We start from the raw sequence: 17,966 nt of genomic DNA, 5'->3' as shown, positions 1-17,966 counted from the left end.
TATGAACCGTATTGACCAATTATTCCGCACACACAAAGACCATGTACTTTCCATTTATTTCTGCGCAGGTACTCCCACTTTGGAGGGAACTGCCGAGGTAATCCGCACGCTGGAGCGAAAAGGTGTACAAATGATTGAAGTCGGAATCCCATTCAGCGACCCGATGGCCGACGGACCTGTCATCCAGCATGCAGCCACTCAGGCCCTGCGCAACGGCATGACCCTCCGCACCTTGTTCAGCCAGCTGGAGCATATCCGCCCGGAAGTACAGATGCCACTGGTGCTGATGGGCTACCTGAATCCTATCATGCAGTATGGTTTTGAAAATTTCTGCCAGAAATGTCAGGAGTGCGGCATCGACGGAGTCATCATCCCCGACCTGCCTTTCAAGGATTATATGAACGAATACCGTCCCGTAGCCGACAAATACGGACTCCATGTCATCATGCTGATTACTCCGGAAACCAGTGAAGAACGTATCCGCCAAATCGACGAACACACGAATGGATTCATCTATATGGTCTCTTCGGCTGCCGTCACAGGAGCACAGAAAGAATTCAACGCACAGAAACAAGCCTACTTCCAGCGTATCGAACAGATGCACCTGCGGAATCCACGCATGATTGGCTTCGGCATTTCCAACAAGAATACTTACGAGGCAGCCGCCGCTCATGCAGCCGGATGTATCATTGGAAGCAAATTCGTCAGCCTGCTGGAAGAAGAGAAAAATCCAGAAAAGGCTATCGACCGACTTTTAGAAATGCTGAAAAAGGAGGAATAATTAATCATTCTGTTATTTTTATAGGGGTAATTTATCAGTATAAACATATTTTTGCTATCTTTGTGCCAAACTAAACGAAATAGCAAATGATAAGACCAGATTATCCTTCCGTATTACTCATTTACACAGGAGGAACAATCGGTATGATTGAAAACCCAGAAACCGGTGCACTGGAAGCTTTTAACTTCGACCAACTACAGGAAAACGTACCGGAGCTGAAGCGATTCAACTACCGTATTTCCTCCTATCAGTTTAATCCTCCTATCGATTCTTCCGACATGGAACCTGCTTTATGGGCAAAACTGGTGAAGATTATACAATACAATTACGACAATTTTGACGGTTTCGTCATTCTGCATGGTACCGACACCATGGCCTATACCGCTTCAGCCTTGAGTTTCATGTTGGAAAACCTCAGCAAACCGGTGATTCTTACAGGAAGCCAGTTACCTATTGGAGTATTGCGTACAGACGGAAAGGAAAACCTGATTACCTCCATTGAAATTGCAGCCGCCAAGCATCCCGATGGGACAGCGGTAGTACCAGAGGTTTGCATCTTTTTTGAAAATCTCCTACTCCGCGGCAACCGTACCACCAAGATTAATGCGGAAAACTTCAACGCCTTCCGCTCCTATAACTATCCGCCACTAGCCACCGCAGGAATCCATATCAAATACGAATATGACCGTATCCGAAAGGTAGATCCCAATTTACCCATGCACCCTCATTACGTATTTGATACCAATGTCATCATACTCACTCTTTTCCCTGGCATCCAGGAAAACATGGTACACACGGTCCTTAATACTCCCGGTCTGAAAGCCGTAATACTAAAGACATACGGTTCTGGAAATGCCCCTCAAAAGCCCTGGTTCATCCGTCTGTTGTCAGAGGCTACTGCAAAAGGCATTGTCATAGTCAATATCTCCCAATGCCAGACGGGTATGGTAGAGATGGCACGTTACGAAACCGGACTTCACTTGCTGGATGCCGGTGTCATCAGTGGATACGATGCGACAGTGGAGAGCGTGTTGACCAAACTGATGTTCCTGCTTGGCCACGGACTCAGCCCCAAGGAAATACGCCTTGAAATGAGCCGTTCCATTGCTGGAGAGATTACCAAACCGGTATTGTAACCCAATTGTAACATCTATTTCATAAGGACGAAACAAAAAGAGGTCATCTTTGTAACGAAAACTAAATCATATAGAATTTTGTATTAATCTTAATAGAAAATGCGCATGAACGATTATCGGATTTTAGTCGTAGACGATGAAGAAGACCTGTGCGAGATTCTGAAATTCAATCTCGAAATGGAAGGTTATACGGTAGACACAGCCAACTCTGCCGAAGAAGCGTTGAAACTGGATCTTCCACACTACAATTTGATATTGCTGGACGTGATGATGGGAGAAATCTCCGGCTTCAAAATGGCCAGTATGATGAAAAAGAACAAGGACACCGAAAATATTCCTATCATTTTCATTACGGCCAAAGACACGGAAAACGATACGCTGACCGGATTCAACCTGGGAGCGGATGACTATATATCCAAACCTTTCTCCCTCCGTGAAGTAATCATGAGGGTGAAGGCCGTGTTGCGCCGTACGGCTGGTGTACAGACCCAAGTGCCAGACCAGCTCACTTATAAAGGTCTGGTGGTCAATATACCCAAGAAAAAAGTCACCATTAATAATGAAGAAGTTTCACTGACCAAGAAAGAGTTCGAGATACTTCTGCTGTTGCTTCAAAATCAAGGACGAGTATTCTCGCGCGAAGACATTCTGGCCAAAGTATGGCATGACGAAGTCTATGTGCTCGACCGCACCATCGACGTCAATATCACACGTCTTCGCAAAAAAATCGGTGAATATGGACAATACATTGTAACCCGCCTCGGCTATGGTTACTGTTTTGAATGTGAATAAATGAGGGCTGTATAACCATGACAAAATTTTCTTACCGCATCCTCCCTTTCAGCCAGAGGTTGTTTTTTTCTGTCATATTCCTGTTTCTGGGATATGCAGTATGCTTCATGCTGTTCCAATACAAACGCGAAAAAGCCTATAAAATAGAACTGCTGAACACACAACTACAGAATTACAACAACCAGCTGTGCGATTTCATTTCCGAACACCACGGATTCAACCCGGATTCCATGCAGCGTTATGTGAGCACTCACATGATGCCGAACCTGCGTGTAACCCTTATCGAACCTTCCGGAAAGGTGATTTATGACAACACCAACGCCAATTGGCAGAAATTTGCCAACCATTCCTCCCGCAAGGAAGTACAGGAAGCACTGATGTATGGAAGCGGGTATTCCATCAGCCGACAGTCGGAAAGCATTCAGGGAGAAGAATATTTCTACTCGGCACGTTATTTTCCCCCGTATCGTCTCATCATCCGGGCCGCCCTACCCTACAACCTGAGCCTGGCTGAGCATCTGCAAGCAGACTCCGGCTACCTGTGGTTTGCCCTTGTCATCTGCTTGGTATTGATTTTTATCTTCTACCGCTTCACCCGGAAACTGGGAAAATCTATCACCAAACTGCAGCAGTTCGCGATGAAGGCCGACCGCAATGAGCCGATTGACATGGATATTCTGCAAACTTTCCCTAAAAACGAATTGGGAGAAATCTCTCAGCACATCATCAAGATATACAAACGTCTGCACCGGGCCAAAGAAGCGCTTTACATTGAACGTGAAAAACTGATTTCTCACCTCCAGACCTCACACGAGGGACTGGGTGTTTTCACCAAGGAACGAAAGGAGATTCTGGTCAATAACCTGTTCACACAATACATCAACAACATTTCTGACCGAAACCTGCGTTCCACCAATGAGATTTTCGACATTCCGGAACTGAAACCTATCACGGAATTTCTGAACCGGAATGAAGGCAATCTGAACAAAGAAGAGAAACGCTATTCTCTACATATCAACAAGAATGCGCGCAGCTTCACGCTAGAATGTATCATCTTCCAAGATATGTCGTTTGAGATATCCATCATCGATATCACGCAGGAAGAAGAGCAGGCTCGCCTGAAACGTCAGCTGACCCAAAACATTGCCCATGAACTGAAAACGCCCGTCAGCAGTATTCAGGGATATCTGGAAACCATCATCAACAATCCAAATATTCCTCAGGAGAATGTACGGACTTTCCTGGAAAGAAGCTATGCGCAAAGCAACCGGCTGACCTTCCTGCTACGGGATATCTCCGTCCTGACCCGAATGGATGAAGCCCCGGAAATGGTAGAAAAGGAATCTGTCAACTTAAGCAAGATTGTAGAGAACATTCTGAATGAAGTGACACTGGGACTGGAAGAGAAACACATCACGGTGGTCAACAAGCTCCCGCCGGAAATCATCTTGACCGGAAGCAGTTCGTTGCTCTACTCTATCTTCCGGAACCTTACAGATAATGCAATCGCATACGCAGGAACGAACATACAAATCACCATCAAGTGTTTCCGGGAAGATGAAAAGTTCTACTATTTCAGCTTCTCAGACACAGGCGTGGGAGTTCCGGAAGAGCATCTGAACCGCCTGTTCGAACGTTTCTACCGTGTAGACAAAGGACGGTCGCGGAAACTGGGAGGCACAGGTTTGGGACTGGCCATCGTCAAGAATGCCGTTCTTTTCCACGGAGGTACCATCTTTGCCAAAAACATGCCGACCGGCGGACTGGAGTTTGTATTCACGCTACAGAAAGCAAAACAGGGATAAGGCACTTCAGGCAAGACATTCTGTAATTAAAACTACTACAATTTTTCCAAATACCAGTACTTCCTAAGAAGTACTGGAGTACTCCCCTGAAAGTACTGCAGTACTCCTTTGAAAGTACTGGAGTACTTCCTTGGCAGTACTGAGAAGAGTTTTCCTGATTTAACCAGACTATTTTTCAGTTGATAAACTGAGAATCTTTCGGTGTATTGCCGCCGGGTTCTCCCTTTTTAGTAAAGTATTAATTCTCTTAATCTGAATCTTATAAACGATTCTTTTCGCTTTGACCGGCACCCCTTCCTTTATATTTGCTCATCGTAGAATTAAATGCATAACGTATGGTAAGCCGAACAGCCTGTGAATCACTATAGTTCCATTTGTCAAGTTTCATTTGAGTTCCATAGGTTATCATTGAATTACGGGCCGTTTTGAAGATGTCTGTGGCACTAAGCTGGAAAAACCAGTTACCAATTGTCTTGGCTACACCCAGATTGATTTGCCATGACGGTTTTAGTGTAACCACATCCATATCTCCCGATGAATGATATAGCATATCACCTGTAATGGTGAAACCTTTTCCGACAGATAGGCTGTTGTAGAAATCGATAAACAACAATGGATTGTTCATTCGTAGTTCTGCCCCCATAAATGGTATTTTAAGTTTTTGCCCCATCAGATTAAATTGGAGACGAGGTGACCAGATTGATATTTTAGGGGATAGAGATACCATCGCTGTATATTTTGAGATATGATCATAATTCATATAAGTCATCAGATTTACAGGTTCTCCTTCCTTATATGCTTCCACAATGCCGACTATAGCATCTTTTACATATTGATAGCTTGCTGAAAAGAAAACCCATTTGTAAATACCAGCCAAAGAAACATCGTGATTCATTTCCGGTTTCAATAGAGGATTTCCTGTCTCATAGGTAAAGCGGTCGTCATATTGTATATTGCTGCTCAATTGACTATACAGCGGACGCTTTGTCTTGGCTGTATATGATAGAGTAAACTTAGCTTTTTTAATGGGGAACGTAAAGTCTATATTGGGAAACAGACGGTCATATTTTCGGCTTTGCTCTGATATCAAGAGCCCATTCTCATAGTAATCGGATATAGTATGCTCATACCTTAATCCCCCTGAAAGTTCATAGACTCCTATGGGGAAAGTGGCACTTATGAAACCGGCAATATTATGTTCCTTGATATTGTCATCTGCATCCGGCAAAAAATCATTATAGTTATCATATCGGTCAGTTCTGTTTGTATAGGTGTACTCATAACCGACCTCAAGTGTATTTTTGCCAAAGTCGTATTCCAGGACGGATTTGGAGGCAAACATTGAACTGTGGATGTGATTCAGGCTGCTTATTGTCGATTCTCCTTCCGATAAACTGACTTCATCTATTTCCTGTTCAGCTTTATTGCGGCTTGAATAATAGTCGTTATTTACAGTAAGCGTCCAATCACCATATTCGCCTATATAATACATGTTCAATATGTTTGTCGGCATATCCTTTCTTTTCCAGTATGTATAGTAATCTATTTTATCATCGAGGGTACCATTTAATTCGATTGTTTCATTTGTGGTCCAGTCTGAATGATTGTAAGGTGTACCTTGAAATTCATATTTTGCTCCCAATACATTCTTAGGGTTAATTTGCCAGTTGAGACCTACATTGGCATTATAAGTTGTGCTGACAGGCAATATGATAATGTCAGAATTCAGCTCATACAGATTATGCCCGGTATTAATCATGGTGACATTGTTCTGCTGCTGATATCTTCTTGAATGGTCAAAAGCAAAAGCTCCGAATATGTCAAGATTATTCTTCCTGAAATTGAGAGAAAGGTTGTCCGAATTAGACCAGGAGTGAGCAGTTCGGACAACACCTTGTATTGAGCCGCTTAATCCGTCTCCTTGTTTCTTGATTGTGCGGACTAATAACACCGATTTTACTTCCGCACCATATTTAGCCCCCGGATTACTGATGACTTCCACACTTGCAATATCTTTTGATGACAATCTATATAATTCGCTGTTGTCTGTCAGTTTTCTCCCATTCACATATATGATTGGGGTCCCTTTGCCAAAAACAGTAAATTTGTCATCTTCACGCATCACGCCTGGAAGTTGTCCAATCACATCCATTGCATTCCCGAGCAGGCTCAAAACAGACCCATTTACAGTTGTGATTATGCCACCTTTTGTCAAATGTGGAGAAGGTCGTTGTGCCGTTACTGTAACTTCGTCCAGCAGGATATTGTCTGAAACGAGCACGAGTGTTCCAATATCGTTTTTCTTATCCAGCGTTTTTATAATTGTCTTGTATCCGAGAGCGGAAATTTGTAGAAACTTTGCTTTTGCATAATCGGTAAAAAAATCAAATTTACCGCTTGCGTCTGTTACTGTTCCTGCGATATATACGGAATCAGTACCCATCAAAATAACATTTGCAAACTCTACGGGGGTCTGGTTCTCATCACATACCACACCTTTGATTTGTGCCTTGACAGTAAATGGCACAATCATTAAAACGAAAATAAATAAAAGATTTCTTTTCATACTTGCTTGCATTTTTATGACTCAATGCAAAAGTATGATTTTAGTTATAGGGGCCTTAAAACTATGCATTGCAGATTTATTGCAATGAAGGTTTCCGTGTTTCACTTTTGTTTCAATATTTGTATATTATAATGTATATCAGTCTATTATCTACCGAATATAAATTGATACATCTGAGGGTCAAGCTTTTCTTTAAGTCTGCTTTTTCGGGTTCTGATAGCGTTTTCCGAAGCCCCCATGCACTTGGAAATCGTTGTATTATTTATTTTCAAAAGACAAAAAAGACATAGTGTCAAATCGTCCAGATTGACTCCATTGCCTGCCGCTTTTATATCGATTATCATGTCTGTGAATTCTTCGAATAACTGTTTCCTGAGTCTGTCCCTTTCTGCAGGCGGGAGAAAAGAACCATTGGAATGCTTGTCATTCCCTTCCAATATTTGAAGTTTCTTCATCCATCCATTTCGAATGAAATTGTCTCTGCAAATATCAGCTCTTTTTTTCCAAATCTTAGTCAATTCAGAATCTTGGTCATTTTCAGAATCGATAGATTGTAATTCTATCTGATTGACACGAATCTGGTCCAGTTCTTTTCTTATTTTGATATATCGTTTCTTGTTATTTCTGTCGTATAGGAAGAACAATATTATACCAAAGAATACGATTGACAATATGATGACAATCTTTCTTTGAGTTCTTAGTTGAGATTCATGAATGTGTTTCTGCAATAGTAAGTTGTTGCTTGAAATCTCACTATTCAGAGCTTCCTTTCTTGAAATGACTTGTGAAATTGAATCGTTCCTTGAAATCCCTTCACTTGCAGAAACTTCTTCACCCAAGGTGTATTTTACACATGCATGGAGTATTCTAAGACTGTTGTATGTATTGATTGAATACTTATCAGGGGCGCTACTATATAACGAATCAGCTTTGTCGCAAAAATATTTTGCAATGCCTGTATGCCTGTTGTTTAGATTGAGAAAACCTAAAGTAATCAACCTTCCCAAACTGTTTTCGGGTAATTCCGTTAAATAGCTTTTGGCTTTTTCGTAATTTACGCCTAGTGTATTTGCATAATTCAGCACATAGGTGGTATAATTAGATTCTCCCTTATTTTGTTGTGAAAAATCAATGGCACGGGCGATATAAACCAATGCGGAGTCATTTTCATTGATGAAGCCGTAGCAGGCTCCAATTTGGTGCAAAGCATAGGCCTTTTGTTGTTCTGTCTCCGCATAAGTTAATGCTTTCCTTGCATATAGTATTGCTTTATTGTAATCTTTTTCAGCAGATGGTTCACAATAAATATCTGCCAGTTTCATATACAAAGAATATAGCTGGGTTTTATTTCCCTCACCTATCATGTTGATTGACTGCTGCAAATAATAGAACATTGAATCCTGTTGCCCACGCCACATAGCCTGATAGGCTTTGAGCTGATAGGCTTTGAATAACTCTATGCTGTCACAATTTTGCTTGAAATATGATATACTGTTGTCCAAAAGGCTATCGGAAGCAAAGGCTTTGTTTTGTTGAAGTTTTGCCGTAGCAAGCAATATGCCGCATCGTGCTCTTTGCTGCTGGGTCAATCTTGAATATGGATATAATGTTTCCAGTATCGTTTGGGCAGAATCGGGATGCTCAACGGCCATTGATTCTGCCGTATCCAAAATCCTATCTTTTTGTGTGGAATTGTTACATGCACATAATGCTACTACTAATATAATGACATATAGTATATTTCTCATATTTGTCCCTTTTGATGCAAAAGTATATATTTCTTTTAAGAAACCGCTAAGAAAAAGGATACATCAAACAGAATATTAATTTAGTCATATTGGCATTGAAATAAGATAGCTCCGAGCATCAAGCCGAGAAGAAAGGTAAAATATCGGCTGCTCTTTGAAGAGTAAAACTTGGAAGAATCTTTCGCATAGAGCCGATTGCCGTTTCTGTTCTTTCTCAGCTTTGCTATCCTTGAAGTCCACTGTAGGCTCTACCGCAAGTAATACCCCATGGTCTTCACCTTTCGGATACCATCCCTTTCTGAATTCCTCGTGGGTATATTTTATTTTTCCTTTAGCCGGATCTGAAACCCACACGTGTTTTTTGTCAGTAGCATATACTACAATGAAATGACTTTCTTTCCAATATACTATGGCAGGCTGAGGTACAATGTTTACCACATCGTCTATAGTACATTTTATAGCCAGCGTACGCAATCCTATACTTTCTGCTCTGGTGCTTATGTCAAGCAATGACACTCCTTCCTTGGTTATCCCACATCTGTCCCGAAGATATTGCAGAGAGTAGTATTCCCCGAAGTATTTTGCTATAATCTTAAGCGAAGCAGGTCCGCAATCCTGAGAGTCCATCTGATATTCTACCGGAAACCTATTAAAAAGCATGTTATTTTTCTCCTCTTAGAACCCATAATCCTGCTATACTGCATGTACGACAGATAAAAAGAACTGTATGCCGAACTTATATCACCAAGCATGAGACTGTCAGGCAATGGGTATTCCGAGTCACAGTTCATGTATATGTCCTTAAGTAAGGAATCCACCTTCAGCACAGCCTGTAATCCGCACCACTCACAATATATGCTATCACGTCACCTTTAGACATTTTCTGCCTGTTGTCTGCCAGCAATATCATCCGTCCGTTACTGTTGGCCACCAGTCTCACAGGAGCAGTAGTTCCAGTCATGGAGATTTCCCCATCAACTGTATCAGGATATTTTATCAGGAAGCCAAGTGTCAGTATCAGTCCATAAGACCACCGGTCCCAAGTGCCAACCATTTCACCCAACTCGTAGGCATACGGTCTATTATGGCCTGCACTTCCTCAGAACGTTCACTTATCATTTCTTTATTATCTGTATTATCGCCCATAGTACTGGTTATTTACTATATAATCATTTTACAATAAAAGGAATGTTATATACCATGGCTACGACTTTTCCACCAACTTTTGCCGGCTTTCATTTTGGTATCATGTTTACCGCCCGCAAAGCTTTGTCATCGACTTCTTTGCTCAGACTTTTCTTTATTTCAGTATCACGTTTAGTGCCGTCAAATTCTACAATGATACTTATCAGAGCAATACCCTGTTTACAGTTTGCTGTTCTTTTGTTAGGTTTCTTTTTTATTACAAGCTATTATAAAAGAGTAAAATGTATAACTCCTTATTAGGGAATCATAGACTTAAGGTAATAATTTTATTCTTATCTTTTATTGTTTGATAATAAAGAGTCTTACCATCCGGTGATAAACGCATTTTGTTTAAACGATTCTCTCCATCATTGGTGATTAATTTTACTGACTTGGAGTTGGTTAAATCAACCTTAAATACTCCATTCTTTCCAGCAACAATAAAACAATCTTTATTAGGAGTACTTTCTATCAAATATGGGTCGGTCACAATATTATCAAATTTATATGTGATGTCTTCTTCCTTATTCAGACCATCATAACATAAGATATGAAATTTATCATTACTGGCCTTTTTACATATTGTATAATAAGCATTCCCTTTAGAGTCGATATCAATTGATATTATTATACCTCTCTTTTCATTGGTTTTTGTAATAGAGCTACGCTCAGTTGGAGAAGAGTACATTGTTTCATCCGAACTGAAATATACTCTTTTACCATCAGCAGATGCTTTAACAGAAAAAATGACATCGTCAGGTAATCTGAAGAGATTCTTATATTTCTTATCTGTAAGATTGAATGAAACCATGTTTTTTTCTTTACCGAAAACAATAACATTGTCTGACAGAAAATCCACTCCAGAGGAAGCGTCAAACTCACTATAGTCTTTAAGACTGTTCTTATAAATAGGAGTGACTCTTCCTGTTTCTAAATCTTTAATGAAAACAGTAGAGGTAGCATCGGACGACAATTGTTTATAAACCATCATTTTCCCATCATGAGAAATGTTAAAATCAATGATTACATTGGATTTTACGGTAAAAGGGTTTTGTGCCATTAATGTCGTTGTAAACAAAAATAGTACACACAATGTAGTTTTTAAAGCTTTCATATTAGTTCACAATTTTAATTTGATATCAATTTACAATATTATATGACAATCTCATTAGTGTCCCGTTAAAATCGGGACACTAATGATCTATTATTAATTTATTATTATGGCAATAATACCATCAGACTACAGATATTTGTTTGATGCGAAATTAAGGTAAACGATCCATTAAACCATTGGTAATCCATAGAAATAAGCTTGTAATATAGATTCGTATATATCTGATTATCAAACACTATACAGTATAAATGCTTGTAATATAAGACAAAGCAATTATAAGTCTAGTTTTTCAACTAAAAATAAGATAATATCTCCACCTTCAGGAATATCAATTTTTTTTCTAATATTAGTTTTGTACTTAACGTGAGTTCGAAATAGTAATAAATATATTTCAGTGATAATTAGAAACATAGCGATAAAAGTATTAAATTTATAGTGCTGAATTATAAGATTTAAACGATTACCACTATGTTTCCAGAGTCTAAAGTTACAGAGATTTATTGTATGGCCGATGATTTTTGCAAGGAATTTACATTGCACCAGAAAAAATATATGATTGAGGATAAGAAAACCAGGCATCGTAACAAACCTAACCGTATGAATGATGCTGAGATTATGGTTATTCTAATCCTGTTTCACTCCGGTGGTTTCCGCTGTTTCAAGCATTACTACAAGGAATATGTCTGTAAACATCTGAAACACCTTTTTCCGCGTCAGGTTTCTTATAACCGTTTTGTGGAGCTGGAGAAGGAAGTGCTGCTTCCCATGACCATCTTCATCAAGAAAGTTTTACTGGGAACCTGTACCGGCATCAGTTTTGTCGACTCCACTCCTTTACGTGTCTGCCGTAACCAAAGAATCCTTATTCATAAGACATTTGAAGGACTTGCCGAGCGTGGAAAATGTTCTATGGGATGGTTCTTCGGATTCAAACTACATCTGATAATCAATGATAAAGGGGAAATTCTCAATTTTATGTTTACTCCTAGAAACGTGGATGACCGGGAGCCTTTGAAGCAGGGTAAGTTTCTGAAAAACATCAAAGGAAAACTATGTGCAGACAAGGGATATATTGGCCAGGCTCTGTTCGAGAACCTTTTCCTTAATGGCATTCAGCTTGTCACAAAAGTTAAAAACAATATGAAGAACTCGCTAATGAGCATTGCCGACAAGATTCTGCTCAGAAAAAGGGCCTTGATTGAAACGGTCAATGACGGACAACTGTCTATTTTCTAATTTTATATCGAACTCACGTTACTTTAATAGTTGCCATAACATATACCTTTGCACCTCAATTTTATTCATAAGCCTCGAAAGTCTGATACACGGAAACAAATGGCATATAAAAGGGAGAAGAAAGAAAATAAAACAATGAGGTCTCAAAGTAGAAACATCAGTAGACTTATAGGTTACAATCGAATAAAAGAGGCTGTCTCAAATTGAAATATAATTTGAAACAGCCTCCTCCACAAGTAAATTCTATTTCGAGAAATTTATTTTGCTACACGTTCCAGCCATTTTACCATGAACAGCATGACTCCCATTGAAATGAGACATACAATCATGAAAATAGCCCAGCAATATCCGATAGGAATGGCGTTATACATAAGAGGACCAATCCACAACAGAAGATTACCTACAGCAGTCGCACCCAGCCATAATCCCTGGCAAAGTCCCAGAAGATGCTTTGGAGCTACTTTCGAAACGAATGACAATCCAAGTGGAGAGATAAACAACTCGGCCACGGTAAGCAGGAAGTAAAGAACAATCAACACCCATGCTCCTGCCTTTACCTGCTGGTCAATAGGAAGTTCCCGATATTCTGCAGCTGAAGGATAACCCATAATGAGTGAATATGCAGACAGGAAGAGATAAGCCAGACCTGCAATGAGCATACCGATGGCAATCTTACGCGGAGTAGAAATCTCCTTTCCTCTTCTTGAAAGAGAACCAAAAATCATCATGATAATCGGAGTCAATGTAATCACAAAGAAAGGATTCACTGCCTGCCATATTTCCGGAGCAATGGTAGATGTATCTACGAAGTCTCTCGCAAAGAGTGAAAGTGAAGTACCGTTCTGATGGAATGAGAACCAGAAGAAAATAACCACACCCAGCACTGCAAACAAAGCGTAAAGACGCTGTTTGATTTCCTTCGCCATGGCAGCCTTTTCTTCGGCTGAATAAGTAACAGCAGCTGCGGCTTCTTTCTTTCCCGGATTTGGGAACTGACGCTTGGTCACAAAGAAGATAATCAAAGAAATAAGCATTGCGGCTACAGATGCCAAAAATGAATAATGGATACCTTCATTAAATATCTGCAAATATTGTGCGCAAGAAGCAGCCATATCGGTAGTTGCACCTACGCACTGTGACATCAGCTGATTCAAATTTCCCATAGCCTCAGCCGACATACCGTCTGCACCTTTCGCTATATATTCATGGCACAGAGCAGGAAGGCCTGCATTGTAGACCATATTGTGTGCACTCAGCCACCAGCTTCTCAACAGAGGAGCGATAAACGGAGCGATAAGTCCACCAATATTGATAAATACATAAAATATCTGGAATCCGGAATCTCTCTTGCTCTTGGCTTCAATCAGTTCCTTTTCTCCCTTCTGTGCAGCCTCTGCTTCAAGGTCATCGTACATCTGACCTACAATGGCCTGAAGGTTTCCCTTGAACAGACCATTACCAAATGCGATGAAGAACAAGGCAATACAAGTAAGTGTAAGCAACCATGATGTATTGCCTGCATTGGCAGTAATAGGAATAGATAATGCAATATATCCCACAGCCATGACCACGAGACCGGCCATGATTGTACCTTTATAATTCTGCTTTCTGTCGGCTATCAGACCCCCTACAAGACTTAACAGATAGATACCTGCATAAAAGAATGAATAGATAAGTGTACTTTTTTCCTCACTTATACCAAATTTAGAACAAAGAAACAATACCAGCACGGCATTCATGATGTAGTAGCCGAAACGCTCCCCCATGTTAGAAAGTGCAGCAGGTATCAGACCTTTAGGATGCTTGTTAAACATAAATAATGAAGATTTTAATGATTAATAGTGTTAATACTCGTATATATTCTGTCTCTAGTTCGCAAATATACAATTATTCAGATAAATATGCAAAATAGAGATTCATTTACTCCGCTCCATTCGGAAGCCTTCCACGATAGGCCCGGTTCATAACCCGTTCAAAACTATGAATGATTTCCTGTCCCATGTTGACACGGGTACTGTCGACCTTCCGAATGGCCACAGGTGTCACTGCATCTTTATACTTCGCCTTCCCGATACGTATTTTCATCTTGTCCAGATTTCCGGTAATATTGACACCGGCCTTGAAAGGCAAAGGAGATTTCAACACGGAAATATGATAATTGAAATTCATGTCCAACCCCTGCGTACCTCCTACAGCCGCTTTATAACGGTCTATCTGAAGCAGGAAAGGATACACCGTCACATTTCCATCCTTCACGGTCAGGTTCACCGAAATACTGTCGAACACATTCCGTTTCTTATTCTTGAACATCAACGTCTTGGATATCTCCGCAAAGGTTTCTCCATCCATCAGCACCAGACTGTCTCCCTTGATATGAATGGCTGCTTTTAACGTCGGAATCTTCACGTTCAGATTAGAATCGAGTACCGCTTCGGCAGCCGCATCAAAATCGACCATTCCCTTGAACGAACGCAACATCGGCACAATGGTATCAAGGGAAGGAATGAAATCTACCAGCTTTCCGATATTTACCTGCCTCAACCGGAAATCAAAACCGGCATAGCCGCGCGTCTTCTTACGGGCACGATAAACCAATGTGGTCTCCACATCCGCCTCCAGACCGCGCATGGTCAGCTTCTTCAGATAGACCGCCTGATTACGGATATCCACTTCTCCCTTCACATGCTCAAAGACCATATTGCCGTAGGTCACCTTGTTCAAGTTGGTTTTCAGCTCGAAATCTATCTTCGGCGGAATGACAAACAACTGCAAAGGTTCGGAACTTGACACCGTATCGGTTTCTGCCTGAAGCGTATCCTGCGGGAAATTCAACGCATTGATGAGCTGGTTGCAATCCAGGTTGCGGGACGAAATCTCAAGATTGGCTTTCAAGAGCTTACCCTTCTTCATGGCTGCATACAACCCATATACCGCCCCACTGGCCGTCAGATTGGAACGTCCGATACGCAAACTGGCATTCCTCAAGGTAATATTCCGGTCGCCTACGGTAACCGCAGTCTTGCGCATCCTAATCGGCAAAGCTAGTTCCGGCGTCCGCAATGTCAACCGGTTAAAACCGATAATTCCTTTCGGAAGCCAGAGAGAGTCACGGATTTTCTCAGCCGTCAAGTTAAAACCACCTTTATCCATTCCCATCTTCATCTGCCCCATCCGGCAGAAAAGCGTATCCGTCTCCAAAGCCACTTTCACATTCGGCATGGCAGGATTCCGTTTACCTGGCTGCAAATGCAGTGAAGCCTTTGCCTTTTTCGTAAACACCTTCAATGAATCGCCCATTCCTCCTTTCAGACGGCTCATCTGCAACTTACATTCCACGTCAATCAGACGAGTGGTATCCTGAGGATTCGTTGATTTTACGGTCGCATTCAATTCGTCCAGTTCGGCAGATAAGGAAGAAGCCCGCAGCACGGCCTTCTGTATCGTCACCTTTGCGGCCAGATTATCCTCTCCAATGAAGCGCAAATCGGCATTGCTGGAGAACTCAAAATTCTTTGTCGTATCGCGCACATACATGTCCTGCATATCCAGTTTACCTTTCAGACGCACCCGTCCCCAGTCTTGTTTCTGAATAGACGAAAGACGGCACCGCAACCGGAAATCAGCTCCTACACGTCCACCGATAGACACTCCTTCCTGCAAAGGGAATGTCTTGGCCAATGCAGTCAGGTCAATTTCCGAACGCGTGTGAAATGTGATGTCAGGGTCACCCAGCAAATCCTCCACCTTCCCATCGGCCAGAATGTCCGTATGGGCCCCCTTGAACTGAAAAATCTTCAGATGAGCATACGATGGTTTCTGACGCATCAAATCAACATAACCGTTGAATTCCGCCGTAAGCTCATCCACCCCATAAGGCAAGCCGGCATATTGGGCGGAAGCTTTGTTGATATTCACTTTCAACGTGGCCTCCGGCATGTATTCTTTGCCATAAAGTCCCTTCAAGGTTCCTTCCAGTATCACTTCTCCATTGGCTGTCAGTTTCTGCCGCTTCAACACACTTTCCGGGACCATATTCAGAACCGTTTCCAAAGAAGGAGCATGCAGTTTGTAACCTAAATCTACCCGGGCAGGTCCGCCGACACTATCCCGTCCGAGTGTTCCCGACAAGTCAAGCGCCACTCCGTTCAACGTCAGTCCGGTATCTTTAAAGGTCAGTTTCCGGGACGTACGGTCCAGTTGCATATTGGCATTCAGCCCCACGGCCAGATGATTGACCAGCAGTTGGCCATCCTGCCAAAAAAGCAGATTCTCGTTGTCATAATTTAAAGTCAGGGCCGAATAGTCCTTCTTCAAGGAAGCTTTCAAAGTCAGGTTCAGATTCTGCACCCGGGTATAAACCCTGGTATTACGATCGTCAAACGTCACATTAGACCGTTTCAGTGAGACACGATTGATATCTATTTCCTGGATGGTTGTATCCCTTTGCGACACTGTATCCTCCTCCAGCTGGTCGGACGTACTCTTCACGATATCCCAGTTGCTTTTTCCTTCCTTGTTCGTGAAAGCATATACCGTGGCATCCTCCAAACCCAAGTAACGCAGACTGATTTTATGTTTCCATAAATAATCTACAGGATTCACCACTACCACACATTTCTTGAAAGAAAGCAGGGAATCTGTTTTCTGCCACAACGTATCGTTGATGGCTTTGGATACCAAAACCCCGTCAGTGACCTTCAGCCCGAACCGCGGGAAAGTAGAGAAAAATGTCAGCTCCACCTTTTCCATCTGCAAATGGGCATTCAGCGTACGGTTAGCCACATTCAGCACTACCGGAGTCAACTTCTCCGGCGTAAAAATAAAATTCACCACAATTGCTACGGCCAACAAGAAAACAGCCAGTAACGCACCGAATGAAATAGCTGTCAGCCGAATGGTTTTACGCAACTTCTTGTTCATCTTTTTTCCTTAAAAACAAAATCTTTCTGCATTTGTATTCTCCGTCATGTGTCAACACAGTACGTACAGACAAACTCCGGATGTATCAAATAATGAATCATAAAATGTCGTTTTTCCTTCAGACGGAAAGATTCCCCTCCGAAAGTGCCTGAAAAAGCCAGCGGGAAAGGCTTCACTTTCAGGTGCTCCAAAAAATCCACTTCCCTACAATCCATCACCTTGAACATGGTCTCCTTGGCAGACCAATGCAGCAGCAACTGGTATAATTCCTCCTGAGGCTCCATGCGTTCCCTACCCGGCATTTCATCTTCCCGGACAAAACGAGACGCTACTTTCCGTACTCTTTCCCCATACGTCTCGATATCAATCCCAGGCGAAGCAGTCGCATGCAAGCCTACTGCCACATAATTTTTCGTATGGGAGATGGATATGCGACAAGGTTCATTCCATAGAAAAGGCTTTCCAGAAGGTTCATGTCCAATCCGGACCTCCCTTCCCCGCATTGCTTTCAGCAGTACCCTTACCGCCAGATATTCCAGCTTCCGTGAAGGAGCCTTCAACATCTCCAGTTCCTGAGAAACCGTCGCATCCGACAGACAAGCCCGCAGTTCCTCCGGTGTTTCCGTCACATGCCAGATTCCCCACAGTCCGTTATCTTCGTTCCATATTTTCAGAAGCGGCAT

At 41.8% G+C, this 17,966-nt stretch carries 11 protein-coding genes and 2 pseudogenes; 5 read left to right on the top strand and 8 right to left on the bottom strand.

Annotation, left to right across the window (positions count from 1 at the left end):
* Window position 1: 1 nt before the first annotated feature.
* The 4 genes from trpA (at window position 2) to BQ7480_RS05610 (ending at window position 4,514) form a co-directional block, all read left to right on the top strand.
* The gene (gene trpA, locus BQ7480_RS05625) at window positions 2-781 is read left to right on the top strand and encodes a tryptophan synthase subunit alpha (protein WP_072542069.1); all 780 of its coding nucleotides are present in this window, start codon (window positions 2-4) and stop codon (window positions 779-781) included.
* An 86-nt stretch (window positions 782-867) separates the two neighbouring features.
* A complete protein-coding gene (locus BQ7480_RS05620; RefSeq protein WP_072542068.1) occupies window positions 868-1,917 on the top strand; it encodes an asparaginase in 1,050 nt (349 codons plus the stop codon).
* A gap of 105 nt (window positions 1,918-2,022) precedes the next feature.
* Window positions 2,023-2,709: a response regulator transcription factor gene (locus BQ7480_RS05615; RefSeq protein ID WP_072543919.1), complete on the top strand. Its 687-nt coding sequence runs from the start codon at window positions 2,023-2,025 to the stop codon at window positions 2,707-2,709.
* A 17-nt stretch (window positions 2,710-2,726) separates the two neighbouring features.
* The gene (locus tag BQ7480_RS05610; RefSeq protein ID WP_072542067.1) at window positions 2,727-4,514 is read left to right on the top strand and encodes a sensor histidine kinase; all 1,788 of its coding nucleotides are present in this window, start codon (window positions 2,727-2,729) and stop codon (window positions 4,512-4,514) included.
* A 259-nt stretch (window positions 4,515-4,773) separates the two neighbouring features.
* On the opposite strand, the gene BQ7480_RS05605 is transcribed toward BQ7480_RS05610, so the two are convergent.
* The 5 genes and pseudogenes from BQ7480_RS05605 to BQ7480_RS05590 form a co-directional block, all read right to left on the bottom strand.
* The gene (locus BQ7480_RS05605; protein WP_072542066.1) at window positions 4,774-7,080 is read right to left on the bottom strand and encodes an outer membrane beta-barrel protein; all 2,307 of its coding nucleotides are present in this window, start codon (window positions 7,078-7,080) and stop codon (window positions 4,774-4,776) included.
* Between the two features lie 146 nt (window positions 7,081-7,226).
* Window positions 7,227-8,828: a tetratricopeptide repeat protein gene (locus tag BQ7480_RS05600; RefSeq protein WP_072542065.1), complete on the bottom strand. Its 1,602-nt coding sequence runs from the start codon at window positions 8,826-8,828 to the stop codon at window positions 7,227-7,229.
* A 192-nt stretch (window positions 8,829-9,020) separates the two neighbouring features.
* Window positions 9,021-9,488, bottom strand: a pseudogene (locus BQ7480_RS05595) (cysteine peptidase family C39 domain-containing protein); the annotation flags it as partial.
* 160 nt (window positions 9,489-9,648) lie between these two features.
* On the bottom strand, window positions 9,649-9,882 hold the full coding sequence (locus tag BQ7480_RS17700) for a hypothetical protein (RefSeq protein ID WP_139255723.1): 234 nt from the start codon (window positions 9,880-9,882) through the stop codon (window positions 9,649-9,651).
* A 396-nt stretch (window positions 9,883-10,278) separates the two neighbouring features.
* Window positions 10,279-11,127, bottom strand: coding sequence for a PD40 domain-containing protein (locus tag BQ7480_RS05590; protein ID WP_139255722.1), 849 nt, complete (start codon window positions 11,125-11,127; stop codon window positions 10,279-10,281).
* Between the two features lie 468 nt (window positions 11,128-11,595).
* Here BQ7480_RS05590 and BQ7480_RS05585 point away from each other — a divergent pair.
* Window positions 11,596-12,342, top strand: a pseudogene (locus tag BQ7480_RS05585) (IS982 family transposase); the annotation flags it as partial.
* Between the two features lie 278 nt (window positions 12,343-12,620).
* Here the strand turns inward: BQ7480_RS05585 and BQ7480_RS05580 are convergent.
* From BQ7480_RS05580 to BQ7480_RS05570, 3 genes are all read right to left on the bottom strand, one after another.
* Window positions 12,621-14,177, bottom strand: coding sequence for a peptide MFS transporter (locus BQ7480_RS05580; RefSeq protein ID WP_072542063.1), 1,557 nt, complete (start codon window positions 14,175-14,177; stop codon window positions 12,621-12,623).
* A 106-nt stretch (window positions 14,178-14,283) separates the two neighbouring features.
* A complete protein-coding gene (locus BQ7480_RS05575; RefSeq protein WP_072542062.1) occupies window positions 14,284-17,283 on the bottom strand; it encodes an AsmA family protein in 3,000 nt (999 codons plus the stop codon).
* Between the two features lie 44 nt (window positions 17,284-17,327).
* Window positions 17,328-17,966, bottom strand: a complete 639-nt coding sequence (locus BQ7480_RS05570; protein WP_072542061.1) for a 4'-phosphopantetheinyl transferase family protein — start codon at window positions 17,964-17,966, stop codon at window positions 17,328-17,330.

Source organism: Bacteroides mediterraneensis, assembly GCF_900128455.1.
Lineage (GTDB): Bacteria > Bacteroidota > Bacteroidia > Bacteroidales > Bacteroidaceae > Phocaeicola > Phocaeicola mediterraneensis.
This window is presented reverse-complemented; position numbering and strand designations above follow the sequence as displayed.

What these genes read in the sequence shown, in the direction of transcription:
- trpA (WP_072542069.1), top strand. Translation starts at nt 2, where the DNA reads ATGAACCGTATTGACCAATTATTCCGCACACACAAAGACCATGTACTT.
- BQ7480_RS05620 (WP_072542068.1), top strand. Translation starts at nt 868, where the DNA reads ATGATAAGACCAGATTATCCTTCCGTATTACTCATTTACACAGGAGGA.
- BQ7480_RS05615 (WP_072543919.1), top strand. Translation starts at nt 2,023, where the DNA reads ATGAACGATTATCGGATTTTAGTCGTAGACGATGAAGAAGACCTGTGC.
- BQ7480_RS05610 (WP_072542067.1), top strand. Translation starts at nt 2,727, where the DNA reads ATGACAAAATTTTCTTACCGCATCCTCCCTTTCAGCCAGAGGTTGTTT.
- BQ7480_RS05605 (WP_072542066.1), bottom strand. Translation starts at nt 7,080, where the DNA reads ATGAAAAGAAATCTTTTATTTATTTTCGTTTTAATGATTGTGCCATTT.
- BQ7480_RS05600 (WP_072542065.1), bottom strand. Translation starts at nt 8,828, where the DNA reads ATGAGAAATATACTATATGTCATTATATTAGTAGTAGCATTATGTGCA.
- BQ7480_RS17700 (WP_139255723.1), bottom strand. Translation starts at nt 9,882, where the DNA reads ATGGTTGGCACTTGGGACCGGTGGTCTTATGGACTGATACTGACACTT.
- BQ7480_RS05590 (WP_139255722.1), bottom strand. Translation starts at nt 11,127, where the DNA reads ATGAAAGCTTTAAAAACTACATTGTGTGTACTATTTTTGTTTACAACG.
- BQ7480_RS05580 (WP_072542063.1), bottom strand. Translation starts at nt 14,177, where the DNA reads ATGTTTAACAAGCATCCTAAAGGTCTGATACCTGCTGCACTTTCTAAC.
- BQ7480_RS05575 (WP_072542062.1), bottom strand. Translation starts at nt 17,283, where the DNA reads ATGAACAAGAAGTTGCGTAAAACCATTCGGCTGACAGCTATTTCATTC.
- BQ7480_RS05570 (WP_072542061.1), bottom strand. Translation starts at nt 17,966, where the DNA reads ATGCCGCTTCTGAAAATATGGAACGAAGATAACGGACTGTGGGGAATC.